This is a genomic window from Psychrobacter sp. PAMC 21119 (genome assembly GCF_000247495.1).
Taxonomy (GTDB): domain Bacteria; phylum Pseudomonadota; class Gammaproteobacteria; order Pseudomonadales; family Moraxellaceae; genus Psychrobacter; species Psychrobacter glaciei.
The window spans coordinates 26,145-42,441 of the sequence record NZ_AHVZ01000024.1; the positions used below are offsets into that span (position 1 = coordinate 26,145).

Here is a 16,297-nt window from a genome sequence, read left to right on the forward strand (position 1 = left end):
TTATTTCAATAATTTAATATAAATACGATTTAGTGAAATATTAATACCTATGAGTTAAGCGTTTATGCCAAATTCTCCCCAACCGAGCCGCGTGTCACTAGATAAGCCACTAGACAAGAGACCTCCGATCAAGAAAACTGAACGGCGGGCGTTGCTGTGGGATATTTTAAAAAAGCTGGCAGTATTTGCCGCGCCTTACAAAACCTTAATTATTGCCACTTTAATATTAACAGTGCTTGGTTCCTTTACCGCTCAGGTCAACGCCTTTGTACTGCGTTATACCGTTGATACCTTGACTGAAATTGCCACGCTTGCTGATCCATGGCAGGCTGGTCTGCGTATGCTAGGTATTATTAGTGCGGTGCTTTTGACCAAAGAAATACTGTCGATATTTATCTCTTTTGGTCAGCGCTTTTTTGGTGAAAAAATTCGTATTAACTTGTCTCGCGATTTATCGCAAAAAATCATTGAGCGCATTCTCACTTATCGAATGGCGTTTTATACCAGTAGTGAAAACGACAGCGGCAAATTGCAAACGCGTATTGATTATGGGGTCAGTAGCTTAACCAGTTTAGTGCAAAACTTCTTTATCGATATGCTGCCGCTGTTTGCCAGTGCGATCGTCTCACTCATTATCATGTTTTCGACCAATTTTTGGATTGGTCTGGTCGGTCTTATTATCATTCCCATTTACTTTTTCATCAGTCAAAAACAAGCGCGGCGTCTGCAAGGCTTCCGTCGGCAGATGCGTGGCTATAGAGAAGCTAAGAGTGGTTTGGTTATCTCGCTGATTAACTCTATCAGTGTGGTGAAATCCTTTGTCCGTGAGTCCATCGAAGCTGAGAAGCACTTAGCCATTCAAAAGGAAATGACCGACAACCAGCTGCGTATTCGCAGTATCGGTTTTATTTATGATGCGATAAAGACCTTTATCGAGCAGATTGGTGTGGTGGTTATCATTCTTCTCACGGCTTATTTTGTGTTAAAAGGCGAGATGACGATTGGCATGATTTTGTTTCATGTCATGCTGTTCCAAAACGTCGCGGCCCCTATCCGTCAATTACATCGTATTTATGATCAAATCAATAATGCCCTGACCTATGCCGAAGGGTTTTTTGAGATATTAGAAGATGACGAGCAAGTTGAAAATATCACTGGCAGAAGTAGTCAAGATTTAAAAGGTCACATTGAGCTAAAAAACGTCGATTTTACCTATCCTAATGGTACACAAGCACTAAAAGATGTCAGCTTTACTATTAAGCCAAATCGTATCACTGCACTGGTGGGCTTAAGTGGTGCTGGCAAGAGCACGATTATTAGCTTATTGGTAAAATTTTACGCGCCGGATGCTGGCATGATATGCTTAGACGGGCATAATTTAGCCGACTGCGATACGCATGAATTGCGTCAAAATATCGGTCTGGTACTACAAAGCAATCATATTTTTTCCGGTACGATTAGCGAAAATATCCGTTATGGTGATATGAATGCGACTGATGAAGATATTATCATTGCAGCAAAAAAAGCCTCCATCCATGAGCAAATCATTAATTTATCTAAAGGTTATGAGAGCACCGCAAAATCCCTATCAGGCGGTCAACAGCAGCGTATTGCCTTGGCAAGGATGTTTTTAAAAGACCCGCCTATTGTGTTTTTGGATGAGCCAACCGCCAGCCTCGATGCCATCGCCAGCCAACAGGTAAAAAAAAGCCTAGATCTCATCAAAAAAGACCGTACCGTGATTATGGTCTCACACAATATTGCCCAAATCATCGATGCTGATGACTTGGTCGTGATAGAAGATGGTCGCGTGGTTGAGACAGGTACGCACGAGGCACTTTATGCCCAGCGTGGCAAATACTTTGAAATCTTTAGCGCTATGTCGGATAGCCTAAACTTAGATAAGATCAGCCAGACCCTAAACGGTTAGGAATGGTTAATACCTGCCTAAATCGTTATAATGCCCATTATTTTACCGCCTATTGCCAGAAGCTAGCCCACTATGACTTGTGAATTTTCTATAAAAACCTTTGACGAGCTGACCGCAGTTGATCTTTATCATATTTTAAAAGCGCGCTCGCAGGTCTTCGTTGTCGAACAAAACTGTGCGTATCAAGATATGGATGAGGTGGACTTTGATTGTCTGCACTTAGTTGCGCATAAAAATGAAACGTTGATTGGCTATTGCCGCATCATTCCACCTGAATTCAATAAGCTGAAATCAAATCTATCAGTCGCCGATCCTGCGGTTAAGACCAATCATACGTCTATGCCTGCCATCGGTAGAGTGCTGGTATTATCAGAGCATAGAGGGGACGGCCTAGCACGGCAGATGATGAATCAAGCCATTGCGCACTGCCGCAAAAAGTATGGTAAGAAGCGCCCGATCATACTCTCTGCACAGGCTTACTTACTCAGCTTTTATGAGTCTTTGGGTTTTGTGCCTGAAGGCGAGCATTATCTTGAGGACAATATCGAGCATGTGAAAATGGTGCTATACGTTGCTAAGAAAAACAAAGTCAAAAAAGAGAGCACGGATACCGCGACAACGACGACCAAAATTTTGGGGTTTTTGCTGTTTATTATGGCCGCTTTGTTTATTTTAGGTCTGCTGTATTTAATGATTTAAACGGCTGCTAACGTCTTAATTCTTAACATAATTCAATTTGGTTGTTCCATATTGAGTATGCTACTTTTAAATGATGACTGCTTTAAAAGGATAACCAAGATAATTGGTTAAAGAAGTAGCACACTCAAGGAAAAGGAGACGACCATGTCAAACAGCAACTCAGATACGACCAATCCGGATATAAGTAGTGCGACAGTAGAAAGCAACGTCCGTCCAGAATATGACGATGAAATCCAAAAAATCGCCGACTATGTTTTAACTTACTCTATCGATAAAGACTCCGAAAACAGTGATGATGCTTGGAGTACCGCCCGTTACTGTTTAATGGATACACTGGGCTGTGGTTTACTGGCGCTACGTTTCCCTGAATGCACCAAGCATTTGGGTCCCGATTGCCCTGATCAAATCACTCCAAATGGCGCGCGTGTGCCCGGCACGAATTATCGCCTCGACCCTATCAAAGCCGCCTTTGACATAGGCTGCATCGTACGCTGGCTAGACTATAACGATACGTGGTTGGCGGCCGAATGGGGACATCCGTCAGACAATCTCGGTGGTATTTTGGCAGTCGCAGATTATATTAGTCAGCAAAACGTCAGCCAAGGTCGCGCACCGCTCACCATGAGAGACGTGCTCGAATCGATGATTATGGCGCACGAAATCCAAGGCGTATTGGCACTAGACAATTCCTTTAACCGCGTTGGTCTTGACCATGTCTTCTTAGTAAAATTGGCCTCAACTGCGGTCGTCGCCAAGCTCTATAACCTACCGCGCGAGCGTATTATGGCGGCTATCTCACAAGCCCTCGTCGATGGACAAGCACTACGCACCTATCGTCATGCGCCCAATGCAGGTAGCCGCAAGTCTTGGGCCGCAGGTGACGCGACCAGCCGTGCCGTACGCTTGGTAGATATCACCAAACGCGGTGAGATGGGTATTCCTGGCGCATTAACCGCACCGCAGTGGGGATTCTATGATGTGTTGTTTAGCCACACCAATAAAGACTTAGCCACCAAACCCGAAAGCGAGCGTCGCTTTACCTTCCAGCGTGACTTTGGCAGTTATGTGATGGAAAACATCTTATTTAAAATAAGCTTCCCCGCTGAGTTTCATGCGCAGACGGCATGCGAGGCGGCCGTTATTTTGTACCCGCGTATCGAAGACAGAATTGATGACATCGAAAAAATCGTTTTGACGACCCATGATTCAGCGATTCGGATCATCTCCAAACAAGGTGAGCTTGCCAATCCTGCTGACAGGGATCATTGCTTGCAATACATGGTGGCTGTGCCGTTGCTCACAGGAGACCTAATGGCAGAGAACTATGAAGACGATTATCATGAGCAGCATCATATATTGATCGATGAGTTGCGCCGCAAAATGGTGGTAGAGGAAGATCCGCGATATTCAAAAGACTATCATGACCCAAGCAAACGTTCGATTGCCAATGCCATTCAAGTGTTCTTTAAAGATGGCACCAGTACCGATAAAGTCGCTGTAGAATACCCTATCGGTCACAAACGCCGCCGTGAAGAAGGTTTGCCTGTATTAGAAGCCAAGTTTCGAGCCAGTCTGGCGACGCGTTTTATAGACAGTCGCTGTGAGGCTATTTTTGCGTTATGCAGCGATCAAAAACGCTTGGAGCAGACGCCCGTGCATGAGTTTATGGACTTGTTTATGGCGAACTAAGCATTTTCTCACCTAGAGATTTACGCTTAATTTATCCTTGTATTATCAATAAAATAGGGCGTGTCGTTAATATCATGATAACGACACGCCCTATTTTGTTCTATTGAATTGAATCAATTTCAATGTTCAATCGTTTGGCGCTACCAAGGTATAGATTCCCCTGCCCAATCAACAAAGCTGCCCGATTGCGCAGCCTTCATGCGACTTAGCACTTCTAATAAGCATTCTGCACTATAGGCTGGCGAGAATAACTGCCCATCAGCCACATTACCTTGAAAAGGCGCTGACAGTTGCGTGTTGACGGTTCCGGGCTGCATGACGACCACGCACACATCCTTTAGCGACCGTGACCATTCGATACTCAGATTTTTCATACCCATATTGAGCGCCGCTTTGCTCATCCTATAGCTATACCAACCGCCCAACTGATTGTCACTGATACTACCGACTCGTGCAGAAATAGTGGCAAAAACGGCAGGATTGTCATTACTACGCTCAGATTTGGCCAATAAAGGTTTAAAGTGCTTAGCAATAAGCAGACCGGCTAAGGCATTGACCTGCATATTTATTAAGAAAAAATCCGTCTCAATCTGACGTAGTGATTTTTCTGGTTGCTGCGTCGCGGTATGTAGAAGTCCTGCACAGTTAATGAGCCAATCAATATGGCTGGTATGCTGGCTAATGACATCCGCCGCTTGTTTGATACTTTGTTCGTCACAGATGTCCATGGGCACCCAATAGAGATTGTCCGCTGCAAAATCAGGAACGCTCTTATGATAAGTAGCAAAGACGCGCAGGCTATCCTTGTCTCCACTATTGGCCGTACTCTCTACCAATTGCTCTACCATGGCTTTGCCAATGCCACCCGTACCGCCGATGATTAGATAAGTTTTGGTACTCATAACGATTCCTTTTTTTGTATTTCTAAAATGAGGACATGCCCAGTATATGGCTTATCTTTATGGTTATGACTATCCTGTCTATCATTCATTCTGGCTGATTTTTATCACCTTTACCATGACAAAAATGCTTAATAACGGCTCATTTAGTTAGCATTGGTTTATGACGCTGCAAAATAACAGCAGTAATCGTCATTATATATACGCTACAATAATCAAAAATTGTCTTCTAAATGAACGCTTTTATACGGATATTATCACCTTATGCTCTCACCACAAGATCAATTGACTGAGCTGGTACGCACGCTTGAGACGCAGCAGCATGTCTTTGCCACTGACCCGCTACTCATCACGGAAAAACTGCAAAATGAGGACGGAAAACCCGTCCAAAAACTGCATCGCCGTGCCTCACGTATCGATAGTAACGGCGCGCTGGCACGAGTATTGGGCAAGATTGATGGGCGCATCAAAGGCATCATGGTAGTCATGAGTGTGGTCTGGTGCATCTCGGGGTTTTTAGGATTATTTACCTTACTACAAGCCAATGTCGTCAATTTCTTTTATGTCTTGGTCTGTTTGCTTGGGTTTCATACCCTTATGCTGGCTGGTTGGCTGGTCATGACCTTGCTTAACCAAGGTCGTCAGTCGCCCAGCTGGTTTGCCAGTTTTGTCAGCCCTAGTTATCTTATCCGTGGTAAGGACGATGTCACCCAAGCGGCGGTTGACTTGTACGAGCGTCAATTACAGCACAGTGGTATGCGCTGGTATCTGGGTCGCTTTAGTCATCAGTTATGGCTTGCCACCTTAACCGGTATGCTCTTTGCGATTATATTCTTATTGATTGTGCGCCAGTATAGCTTTAGTTGGGAGTCGACGCTGCTATCCGATCAGGCACTGATTACCCTCACCCAAGTGCTTGGCTGGCTGCCCAGTATGGTCGGATTTGGTGTACCTGACAATGCCGCTATCGTGCAGAGTCGACTGGTGACAGATGCCATGCCATTGTCTGTCGCGCGGCAATGGGCAAGCTTGTTAATTGGTAGTTTGCTGATGTATGGTATCGTGCCACGGGCGATAGCGTGGGCGTTTTGTGCCTTCATGTTCCGTCGTAAAAAAATGCGCTTAGATATCAAGCTGCCTTATTATCAAAAAATCCTAAATTTCTGGCAGCGTCATGTGGTTGATGCCGACGATTTTACGGAGGTAGCGGCGCCTATCGCTCCAAAGGCAACTGTTAGCGCTGGCAAGAAGCTGGTTGCGCTACTGGAATATCCTTCAGAGCAAGATAACTGGTGGCAAAAAGGTCTTGATGCCAATACCGATAATAATAGTGAGATAGAGAATTTCGGCATCGTTGATGACCGTGATGATATGGATCGATTAACCGTGTATCTAAAGACCCATCCAGTACAAGTATTGCTCGGTATTCATAGTAAAGCACTGCCTGATCGTGGCACGCTACGCAAGCTTGATCAAATTGCGGCGCATGCTAAAGACGGGCTTATTGTGCAGCTACTTAATGATGCGCCTGACACTACTGACGCCTTGCAACAAGATGTGCGATATCAACAATGGCAAACAGCTCTATCAGCACGAAAGATTGGCTTGGTAAGTACTTATACTGCTTAATAAAAAATGATAATAACTTTTTCAAATTTTCACCAGACTCTAATAAATATAATACGGGATCAGATGATGGATAATAATAAAACAAAGAATGAGCCTGTCGGTCTCTTCGCCGACAAGGCTCTAAAAGATGAGCCTATCAACGTAGAAAATTCAATGACAGCACCTACCCAGCCTATTAATATTAATAAAACCAGTGCTAGTCATACAACCGACGTCGCCACTTCCATCAATACCAGTTCTAATTATGAAGCAGAAGATTCAACAACTCGCGAGAGTAAGAAAACTACGATAGCCAGCGGTGAGGCATTAAAATTGGCGGTGGTTGGTCATACCAATACGGGTAAGACCTCTATTTTGCGTACCCTATTACGTGACGTGTATTTTGGGGAAGTCAAAAACGAAGCCGCGACGACACGCCATGTCGAACGCGCCCAACTGACCGATAGTCAGAGCGGCGAAGTATTGGTGGCGTTATATGACACACCAGGTCTAGAGGACGCATCGGGATTGATGGATTGGTTGGAGGACAATACCGCCAGTCGTCGCGATGGTATTGAACGTCTACAGCAATTTTTGGCAGCTGATATCGCTCAAGGTGGTGATGCATTAAGTAGCAATGAGAACTATAGCCAAGAAGCCAAAGTTATCCGCCAATTGCTGGCAAGTGATATGGCGGTTTATGTCGTCGATGCGCGTGAGCCAGTACTGGGTAAATATAAGGATGAACTCACCATTTTATCGTGGGCAGCGATACCTGTTATGCCGGTGTTCAACTTCACTGATAGCCAAAATGCCAATATTGATGAGTGGCAGACCATGCTGGCAAGACGCAATCTGCACATTTCTACCCGCTTCGATTCAGTCGCTTTTGAATTCGAAGATGAAATGCATTTGTGGCAAAATCTTGCGACCATGCTTACCCATTCAGAGATGCTTGAACAGCTCATGCAGAGACGCACAGAAGACTGGGCACAGCTATACGATGAGGCTAATATCATCATTGCGGATTTTTTATTGAATGTTGCCGCTTTCGTGCGTGAGATTAGCGATGATGACGACCCGATGCCAGTATTGCAGCAAATGCAAGAAGCCGTTAGGCAGAGTGAGCGCGCGATGCAGCACAATCTGCTTAATTTATATAAATTTTATGATAATGCGGTAGCAGCGACTCCGCTTGAGTTACAAGCGTATCAGCAAGATCCTTTTGACCCTGAATTGCTCAAAAGCTATGGCATTCGTACGACATCGGGCGCGGCAGCTGGTGCACTGCTCGGATTGGGCATTGATGCGGCAGCACTTGGCACGACGTTGGGATTGGGTGCGGCAATAGGTGGTATCGCAGGTGGGCTATTATCAAATACCAGTAGCATCGCCGACCGGATTACTGGAGTAAAACGCTTATACATTGACCCTGCTACCCTAACCTTGCTCGCCACTCGTGCGATAGATTTACTCACTGCCCTACGCCATCGTGGTCACGCTGCGACTGATGCCACGCAGCTATTATACAAAAGTGATAAAGACAGTAACGATCTGTCTGGAGAAGACAATAACGTGACACCATGGCCAACGAATAAGCTACCAAGCGAGCTAAAAAAAGCACGGGGCAAACCGCAATGGTCATCGCTCAGCAGCGGTAAAGCAGAGCTTGCCCAAAGTTTACGGTTGGACATGGCATGGTCACTGTCAGGAAAGCTACAATCACATAAGCGTGAGTCATAAATTGCTAGCGAACTATCTATGTACTCTATGCATTTAACAGCGCACTCAATGCTTCAGTGCCGCGTACGTCAGTTTGCTGCAGATAAATTGGATATAGCGGATACTTGGTAAAAATTCTCTCTATATCTTGCATCAATTGCTGCTGCCTATCTGCCCGACGCTGCCAGAAATCATCCGACTGTGTGGGAGTTATCAGCTGATTGATGACTATCGCTGCTGGCGTGAGCTTACTGTCTTCTAACTGTTCGATAGCACGTTTGGTCTCAGCCAATGGTAAGACATCAGCGGTCATAACCAATACGATCGCCGTTTGGGTACGGTCATGTAGCAGTGCTCCCGCCTGACTAAACAACTCTTTACGTTTCTCCAGCACCGATACTGCTTGCTCCCAGCGATCAGATTTCTTTGCGGCAAATGGATTTGCAACATCGTTTTTGAGGCTGTCTGTTTGATCGCCCTTTTGATTGTGACTGTCCAAATGTGTTGCTACCGAGCGCAGTTTGGCTTGCCTTCGTTGCTGAGCCAGTAGACCATCCGTCCATGCACCCATCATCTCTGGTAGTACCAGCAATCGTAAGGTATGACCTGTCGGCGCGGTATCAAATATTATATGATCATAACCAGCATGTGCCGCCTCGACTAAATGGTGGCACATGGATTCAAGCATCGCTGCTTCTTGGGCGCCAGGTGCCGACTTAGATAGTCGTAGATGCTCACGAATTTTTGGCATCATATCTGGATTGGCATAGGATTTAATCGTACGTTCAACTTGAGCAAAGTGCGCATCGATGATCACGTCAGGGTTTAACTCAATAGCATCTAGATAAGGCGATATCGTGGTTTTTTCGTTCTTTAGACGCATATTGAGCACATCGCCCAAGCTATGTGCTGGATCGGTCGAAACAATCAGTGTTTTTTGCTGCTGGCTTGCATAATAGCTGGCTAGTGCAGCAGCAGTGGTGGTTTTCCCCACGCCGCCCTTCCCTCCGATAAATATAATCGGCTGCGTCGCCAGCTGCTCTACCAATCCATGTAAAGGGTGTAATGCCATATTTTTATCTCGTTATTCAATCAATACTTATTTTTTATAATCAACAAATTCTTAGCAGCAACCAACGTGATCAAAGGGACATCTCTCCATCCCCATACGCGTGTGCCATTCGTGGAAATTTTCTAAAAACAATGGCTGTAGCTCTAGTGTATAAAAGCTGGCTGGGTTATCAATTCCCAAGCTCTCAGCAAACATAAGCAACATAAAAAAATCTTCTTCATCACGAGCAGCGCGCGCCATCGTCTGTCGATAAGGCGCATGGTAAAACTCATTCAATCCAGCCACAAACCGTTGCCACCATGGTTGGGTGTTTTCTAGCTCATTTGGTGTGTTTTCGTCGTCCATAATGACCTCTTATTTTATTTAATACTTATAATCCATCATGCCTATCCGATACAAAAAACGCCAGCAATTGCTGCTAGCGTTTTTTGTTAGATAGACATTCAGTATGATTTAGCGTTTAAGCGTCGCCGCTTTTACCCTTGTGTATCGACCACTCTTTACGCAATACCGATAGACTCTCAAATGTCACTAAAATCGTGGCCACCAATATAATGATATCCATAATGATAAGCAGCCAATTGCCATCAGTAAAGAAGGTTTTGAGCTGAATCAGCAGTGCAAATACGGTCATAACTAGTAAAAATGATAATGGTGCTAAGGTATACCAGACTGGTTTGCCTTTACGTAACAAAATAACAGTGACAATCATGAGTGTTAGTGCCGCCATTAACTGGTTAGTCGTACCAAATAGTGGCCAGATAATCATACCACCAGCACCATCGATACCACCGGCACCAAATGCCAATAGCAAGCAGCTTCCGACAGCCAATAGTGTTGCGACGACACTTTTATTCAGTACAGGCAACTTGTAAATCTCACCAACTTCTTGGAAGATATAACGTTGCAAACGTACGCCAGTATCCATTGTAGTACCTGCGAATAGCGCAGCCATTACTGTCAACATCGTTTGTGATAGCACCATATCGATACCAACACCAGCATTCAAGATGGTCGCGCCGCCATCGATGAAAGCACCAATAGAGCCATCGCCAAATTTTTGATAGACCGCTTGCCAATCACCAAGCGTAGCAAAACCTGACGTTGCCGCCAAAATTGCACCGAGTGCGAGCATACCTTCACCCAACGCACCGAAGTAACCAACGAAACGAACGTCTTCTTCTTTATCAATCTGCTTGGATGTCGTACCAGTTGCCACTAGACCGTGGAACCCTGATATCGCACCACAAGCAATTGTCACAAATAACAATGGCATGAGTGACGGCGTGCCAATTGGCAACGCGGTGTTGATAGCGGGCGCGACAATATTTGGCGTAGCAATAAAAATAGCAGCATACAGCAGAATCAAACCGACAAATAGCTGCAGGCCATTGATATAATCGCGTGGTTGCAACAGCATCCAGACAGGTAATAATGAGGCGACCGCCGCATAACCAAACAAAATAAGAATCCAGACAGCGTTATCAGGTAAACCCATGACGGTTTCAGGTAACACAATAGGGAACATAGGGCCAAGATAGATCAGCCCATATAGAGCACTTACTCCGATAATTGATACCCAGACCAAATTCATCTTGTAGCGATAAATACACTGTCCAATGATAAAGGCAACCACTAAGGCACCCCAGACTGGTAACACAGCAGATGGGGTTTTGATCATCATATTAGCAATAGCAACACCAAATACAGCATTCACCATTAGTAATAATAAGAAAATAACGACCATCATCAAACTACGGACACGTGTGCCCATAACATTACCAGCGATAGAGCCAATCGACTGGCCTCTATTGCGCATACTCGCCCAAATGGCCGACATATCATGCACACCAGCCATAAAAATAGTACCCAATACCACCCAAATGATGGCAGGCACCCAGCCCCAAATAACCGCAATTGCAGGACCAATAATCGGTGCTGCCCCTGCCACTGACGTAAAATGATGTCCCCACAATACATACTTATTGGTAGGCACATAATCCACCCCATCTTTCATTGTATGTGCAGGCGTTGGACGACTGTTGTCCAAGGCTAAAATTTTGGTGGCGATAAATTTTGAGTAAAACACGTAGCCGCAGAGCATAGCAGCCACAGCGAATACAAGTACAATAGCACTATTCATCTTATCTCTCCCTAGACAAGTATCGGTAGCCTTATAAGTTCAAGCTTTTTGAATTAAAATATGAAAAATATGCTAAATTAGTATGCGATGATTGACTCAGCTCACCTATCGTTTAGGTAAATCCTAGCAATTTGTAAAACTATTGCCAATCAACAAAGTCATCCAAAAGTCATGTATTTTATAACTAGGGCATTTCACTAATTCGCATCTCGTGTGATGAGCCTGAGATTAAAGACTTTGTTTAAATAATAACCGATTTGACGATAAATGTAATGCTAGTAAGACATGAAAAACAACAAATAAAGGAAGTATCATGGAACATTATTTTGGATTCGTACCTTCAGATAAATTAAAAGCATTAATCATTGAGGCCGAGCAAGTCATTGCTTCAAATGAGCAAGTGGATTATTACCCTTATCGCGATGCGCTTACGCATCAGACGGCTCGCGACCTTACAGATAAATTATTGGTTGGCTTGGTAGATATTATTCCTAATCCCGAGCGTCAAGCCTCTATGCGAAAAATTGTTGTAACGATTGAGCGTGCCACCGATACTCTACTCAATATTTTATTGGGTAAAGAGAACAATGAAGAAGTGCTTCCTAGCTTTCATTTTCTAAGGGATCGTGCCACATTTATCGACAATGAAGGCGTCAAGCGTATAGGTTTCAAATTGTCAGATTCAGATGCAAAAACCATCGATGAAGGTTTTGCCGCTATTACACCTGAGCATGTGGATAGAGCGAAGTTCAAAACAGCACTCGAAACTGTCAATGAAGAGACGCTTACCCACTTTGTCAGTCGCTTTGCTGAAACGCTGAAGCTTGGCATGATTAAACGTAAGTCTGTGCCAGTTGCCAAAGCCGCCATTGATAAAGGAATGAGCATGGCGCTGAACAAGTTATTGCCTGACCTACCTGATACGTCGCTGAATCGTTTGGCCAATTATTACCGTCCATTCATTGTCAAAAAGCCATCATAATAAAATTTATATTTTTATTAAAAAGGTAGTGTTGGGCAAATTTGCTAAAATTTGCTAAAATAGGCGGCACTTTTATCCAAGGCGCAACTCATGACCCAAATTAGTAATCAAGAAATTGAAAAAACCCTACGCAACTCAGAGTGCCTTATCAGCAGTATCGAAGTAGCCGCTGCTTATGAGCGCCTTGCCGCCCAGCTTAATTTACATTATGCGGGCCTAAACCCAATCGTTATGGTCGTTATGAACGGTGGTCTTATCCCAGCCGGTCAACTGCTTACTCATCTGACTTTCTATCATCGCATGCATTATATCCATGCCTCACGCTATCGCGATAATGAAGGTACTAGTGAGCTTGATTGGAAATTTAAGCCTGATGTTAGCATCGAAGGCGAACACGTTTTATTGATTGATGATATTTTTGACGAAGGCATCACTCTAAAAGCCATCGTTGAAGAACTGGGTAAAGAAAAGCCATTGTCTATCGAGTCTTGCGTCCTACTCAATAAGCAACACGATCGTAAAGTTGAAGGGTTTGACGTTGATTTTGTGGGTATTGATGTTGCAGACCGTTATGTTTATGGTTGTGGTATGGATTTTCATGGCTACTTGCGCCATCTGCCTGGTATCTATGCAATCAAAGAAGGCAAAATTTAAGTCTTATACTTTGAATGCTTAAAAATATTTGAGTTCTAAAAAAGCATCCAAATTGGATGCTTTTTTATTGCTTGGATTTTATAACTCATACAATGCTCGTATATTTTCTGTAGGTAGTATGCCTGTATCAGTAACCGTGAAGAAATAATTGAGCTGCCAATTCTGAGTCTTTAAAGCCGTATTACTGGTTGGCTTATCCCAGCTGGGATATACCCTTATGCCCATCTTACCTTTTGTAAAATGAGACTGAAGAATGTTATGCTTAAGCAAGACATGCTTCGGAAAAACAAACTGACCAAATGTATGATTGTCTTTAAATGTCGTGATTACTAACAAGTCTGGTGATTGATCATATTGGAAAGGTTGATTAATGCCTGTGGTGTCCTTTTCCCAAAAGGTAACGAACTGCCCTATTTTGGTAGTTGTTTGCTTAGCCACTCTACCTCTAGCTGTTTTAATAGCCGACCGAGAGGATAAGGTAAATAATCCTGCTGCGTATTCCGAGTTTTGTACCTCCTGTTTAATCGAGGATACAATGAATTGGTGAGGCTCATAAATGATTTCATTGATATGATCTAGCACACTATCAAAGGTATGCAACTTTAACCCTCCTTTTATACATCTTGTACTTTCATGTCCTGTAATACTTATCTATTAAAGCTTAGAAAACTGTAATGCCAAGCCTGTATGGCGCTCAGTCGGTGTTTTGACAGCACGTTCGAAAGCTTGCTTGGTACTATAAATGGTCACTTGTTTCTTAGCACGAGTCACTGCTGTATAGATAAGCTCTTTGCTCAATAATCTTGCATGACTATTATCAAAAGTAATAGCCACATGATCAAACTCAGACCCCTGCGACTTATGAATGGTCATGGCATATGCGGTGGCAATCACTTCTTCATTTAGTAAGTTGACAGCAATTCCCTGTGCCTTATTTTCAAAGAACACTTCTAGTCGGCTTCTATCATCGCTGGTCTGCAAGCAAAAACCAATATCACCATTAAATAATCCCAATTCATAGTTGTTTTGTAAGACCATGACAGGTCGACCATGGAACCATGTGTTTTGACCCAATGGTAGTTTTAGCTCAGCAAGATGCCACTGGGTGAGATAGTTATTAATATAATGATCGCCCCACTCACCATTATGACCAGCGCTTAAGACTCTAAACTGGTTAAATATTGCCATTAATAGAGTTATAGTATTTTTTACTGACTCTGGCATGGATTTTTCTATTGTATTTTCCAGTAAATTTTGAATTTTACTTACGTATGAATGGTAATTTTTGCTAATATTTAATAATAAATTTTCATTGCTTAGGCTATTTTTTATTTGGTTATCTAATATAGACTCCGTTTGCAGCGTATTGACATATTGAAAGCTCAACGCTTCATCTTGTCTTAACAACTTCCAAATGGCTTGTGTATCTACCTCTACTTTATTAATTTGAGAGGCAAGCTTTCCTATTCCGGACTCTGCGCTAAATCGCCGACTTTCGGTTAGCTCTGCATGAATGGCTTGTAGTCGTGGAATACGACAGAGATCAGCCAGTACAGCCCCTGCATCTACCGCTGCTAGCTGATTCGCATCGCCTAATAGTATCAGCCTTGCACCCGGTTTTACCGCACTCACAAGATAATTGGCCAACTCAACCCCAAGCATGGATGCTTCATCAACAATGATGATATCTTCCCCTAGTGGGTTATCAGCATTGTAACGAGGCCTGCCTGTCCGACCAATACCTAACAAGCGATGAATGGTTTTTGCTTCTTGCAACTGTAGCTCAACATTCGCCGCGTCTAGAGCCGCCTGCAGAGACTCCTGCATTCTCTGAGCAGCCTTACCGGTCGGTGCTGCCAATGCCAGACTGGCACTGTCCGTACTGAATCTAATGTTCTCAAGATCATCGCCCCTACTCTCTGTCGCCTGTTGCAACGCGATGACTAACTGAGCAACAGTGTAGGTTTTACCTGTACCTGGACCACCGGTAATAATACTAAACGCATTATTATTAGCGACATTGATTGCCTTCACTTGGTGCTTATGAAGGTTTTCAGGCATTGCTATCTGTAAAGGGCTTACTTGCTGATTTAAGATATTGTTGATATTTTTTGCTAAATTAAACTCTGCTTGCCAAGCACGGTGTAACCAAAAGGTGAGCGATATTTTTGTTTCATTATCTGTTTCGATTTTTTGCATTTGGTATACGATAGGTTTTTTTTTGCTTAGGCTATTCTGATATTTATTACTGTCATTATTCGCATCAACATTAGCAAATAAAGCGTGCTCATGAATTGAATGAACGAAAGCAACTGAGTCACTATTTTTCAAACGCTGATATAACGTAGCTATTGCATCAAACCGTTTGACCAGCATCTCTTTTTCATGGTTGCTAAGTGCTAACTGCGCCCATAGCTGAGCTCGTTTACTAAACAAAGTATCTAATGAGCCAAATAATGGCAGCTCAATTGAAGAGTCATCTTTTGATGGCGTATCTATTTGAGCGGCCATTAATGCGAGTATCGGCGTTGCCATCATCTCTAGTAAGTTTTGCTGCCACGCATATAGTGCGACCAACTCACCATTGATTTGACCTTGTAGCGGCGTGTCATGCTCAGCTGCCTCAATGGTCAATACGGTATGGCCCTCTTCCAAATGAGTGGCCAACATAACGAATAAAGCCGTAAATAAGCCGTTATCCTCTGTCTTACCGATATGTTTACTCTCAGTCTCTACCTTTATATCTGTCACGTTATACGCTACATGCGTTTGCTGACGACGCAGCAAAATATAATCACTGAGATTACTGGCCCAACTCTCTTGTAAGCTAATGACTGACTTGCTCTTGTTGTTATTATTACTCATCGTGTGCTTGTCTCTTTTTGATCTGATTAAGTGT

The 16,297-nt window shown here is 43.6% G+C and carries 13 protein-coding genes; 7 read left to right on the forward strand and 6 right to left on the reverse strand.

The genetic code is table 11. The features are described from left to right. The first annotated feature begins 64 nt into the window (after nucleotides 1-64). From RH96_RS09635 to RH96_RS09645, 3 genes are all read left to right on the forward strand, one after another. The gene (locus RH96_RS09635; RefSeq protein ID WP_010200437.1) at nucleotides 65-1,930 is read left to right on the forward strand and encodes an ABC transporter ATP-binding protein; all 1,866 of its coding nucleotides are present in this window, start codon (nucleotides 65-67) and stop codon (nucleotides 1,928-1,930) included. A gap of 72 nt (nucleotides 1,931-2,002) precedes the next feature. Further along, entirely contained in the window at nucleotides 2,003-2,629 is a 627-nt protein-coding gene (locus tag RH96_RS09640) for a GNAT family N-acetyltransferase (RefSeq protein ID WP_010200440.1), read from the forward strand. A 144-nt stretch (nucleotides 2,630-2,773) separates the two neighbouring features. Next, a complete protein-coding gene (locus tag RH96_RS09645) occupies nucleotides 2,774-4,318 on the forward strand; it encodes a bifunctional 2-methylcitrate dehydratase/aconitate hydratase (protein ID WP_010200442.1) in 1,545 nt (514 codons plus the stop codon). A gap of 140 nt (nucleotides 4,319-4,458) precedes the next feature. On the opposite strand, the gene RH96_RS09650 is transcribed toward RH96_RS09645, so the two are convergent. Then, complete coding sequence (locus tag RH96_RS09650) at nucleotides 4,459-5,220, reverse strand: SDR family oxidoreductase (protein ID WP_010200445.1); 762 nt, start codon at nucleotides 5,218-5,220, stop codon at nucleotides 4,459-4,461. Nucleotides 5,221-5,481: 261 nt separating this feature from the next. Between RH96_RS09650 and RH96_RS09655 the strand changes: the two genes are divergently transcribed. Both RH96_RS09655 and RH96_RS09660 read left to right on the forward strand, forming a co-directional pair. After that, on the forward strand, nucleotides 5,482-6,846 hold the full coding sequence (locus tag RH96_RS09655; protein WP_010200446.1) for a DUF2868 domain-containing protein: 1,365 nt from the start codon (nucleotides 5,482-5,484) through the stop codon (nucleotides 6,844-6,846). 66 nt (nucleotides 6,847-6,912) lie between these two features. Further along, complete coding sequence (locus tag RH96_RS09660; protein WP_010200448.1) at nucleotides 6,913-8,568, forward strand: DUF3482 domain-containing protein; 1,656 nt, start codon at nucleotides 6,913-6,915, stop codon at nucleotides 8,566-8,568. A gap of 25 nt (nucleotides 8,569-8,593) precedes the next feature. On the opposite strand, the gene RH96_RS09665 is transcribed toward RH96_RS09660, so the two are convergent. From RH96_RS09665 to RH96_RS09675, 3 genes are all read right to left on the reverse strand, one after another. Then, a complete protein-coding gene (locus RH96_RS09665) occupies nucleotides 8,594-9,619 on the reverse strand; it encodes an ArsA family ATPase (protein ID WP_010200450.1) in 1,026 nt (341 codons plus the stop codon). A 51-nt stretch (nucleotides 9,620-9,670) separates the two neighbouring features. Then, nucleotides 9,671-9,964, reverse strand: coding sequence for a cory-CC-star protein (locus RH96_RS09670; RefSeq protein ID WP_010200452.1), 294 nt, complete (start codon nucleotides 9,962-9,964; stop codon nucleotides 9,671-9,673). A 115-nt stretch (nucleotides 9,965-10,079) separates the two neighbouring features. Beyond that, nucleotides 10,080-11,762 (reverse strand): carbon starvation protein A, encoded by a 1,683-nt coding sequence (locus RH96_RS09675; protein WP_010200453.1) that lies wholly within the window; start codon nucleotides 11,760-11,762, stop codon nucleotides 10,080-10,082. Between the two features lie 313 nt (nucleotides 11,763-12,075). On the opposite strand from RH96_RS09675, the gene RH96_RS09680 reads away from it, so the two are divergent. Together RH96_RS09680 and RH96_RS09685 are read left to right on the forward strand one after the other, a co-directional pair. After that, a complete protein-coding gene (locus RH96_RS09680; protein ID WP_010200454.1) occupies nucleotides 12,076-12,744 on the forward strand; it encodes a hypothetical protein in 669 nt (222 codons plus the stop codon). A 90-nt stretch (nucleotides 12,745-12,834) separates the two neighbouring features. Beyond that, nucleotides 12,835-13,398 carry a hypoxanthine-guanine phosphoribosyltransferase gene (locus RH96_RS09685; protein WP_010200455.1) on the forward strand — a complete coding sequence of 188 codons (564 nt, stop codon included), beginning with the start codon at nucleotides 12,835-12,837 and terminating at the stop codon, nucleotides 13,396-13,398. A 78-nt stretch (nucleotides 13,399-13,476) separates the two neighbouring features. On the opposite strand, the gene RH96_RS09690 is transcribed toward RH96_RS09685, so the two are convergent. Together RH96_RS09690 and recD are read right to left on the reverse strand one after the other, a co-directional pair. Next, a complete protein-coding gene (locus tag RH96_RS09690; RefSeq protein WP_010200457.1) occupies nucleotides 13,477-13,998 on the reverse strand; it encodes a MepB family protein in 522 nt (173 codons plus the stop codon). A gap of 54 nt (nucleotides 13,999-14,052) precedes the next feature. Then, complete coding sequence (gene recD, locus RH96_RS09695; RefSeq protein ID WP_010200458.1) at nucleotides 14,053-16,263, reverse strand: exodeoxyribonuclease V subunit alpha; 2,211 nt, start codon at nucleotides 16,261-16,263, stop codon at nucleotides 14,053-14,055. Nucleotides 16,264-16,297: the final 34 nt, after the last annotated feature.

What these genes read in the sequence shown, in the direction of transcription:
- RH96_RS09635 (WP_010200437.1), top strand. Translation starts at nt 65, where the DNA reads ATGCCAAATTCTCCCCAACCGAGCCGCGTGTCACTAGATAAGCCACTA.
- RH96_RS09640 (WP_010200440.1), top strand. Translation starts at nt 2,003, where the DNA reads ATGACTTGTGAATTTTCTATAAAAACCTTTGACGAGCTGACCGCAGTT.
- RH96_RS09645 (WP_010200442.1), top strand. Translation starts at nt 2,774, where the DNA reads ATGTCAAACAGCAACTCAGATACGACCAATCCGGATATAAGTAGTGCG.
- RH96_RS09650 (WP_010200445.1), bottom strand. Translation starts at nt 5,220, where the DNA reads ATGAGTACCAAAACTTATCTAATCATCGGCGGTACGGGTGGCATTGGC.
- RH96_RS09655 (WP_010200446.1), top strand. Translation starts at nt 5,482, where the DNA reads ATGCTCTCACCACAAGATCAATTGACTGAGCTGGTACGCACGCTTGAG.
- RH96_RS09660 (WP_010200448.1), top strand. Translation starts at nt 6,913, where the DNA reads ATGGATAATAATAAAACAAAGAATGAGCCTGTCGGTCTCTTCGCCGAC.
- RH96_RS09665 (WP_010200450.1), bottom strand. Translation starts at nt 9,619, where the DNA reads ATGGCATTACACCCTTTACATGGATTGGTAGAGCAGCTGGCGACGCAG.
- RH96_RS09670 (WP_010200452.1), bottom strand. Translation starts at nt 9,964, where the DNA reads ATGGACGACGAAAACACACCAAATGAGCTAGAAAACACCCAACCATGG.
- RH96_RS09675 (WP_010200453.1), bottom strand. Translation starts at nt 11,762, where the DNA reads ATGAATAGTGCTATTGTACTTGTATTCGCTGTGGCTGCTATGCTCTGC.
- RH96_RS09680 (WP_010200454.1), top strand. Translation starts at nt 12,076, where the DNA reads ATGGAACATTATTTTGGATTCGTACCTTCAGATAAATTAAAAGCATTA.
- RH96_RS09685 (WP_010200455.1), top strand. Translation starts at nt 12,835, where the DNA reads ATGACCCAAATTAGTAATCAAGAAATTGAAAAAACCCTACGCAACTCA.
- recD (WP_010200458.1), bottom strand. Translation starts at nt 16,263, where the DNA reads ATGAGTAATAATAACAACAAGAGCAAGTCAGTCATTAGCTTACAAGAG.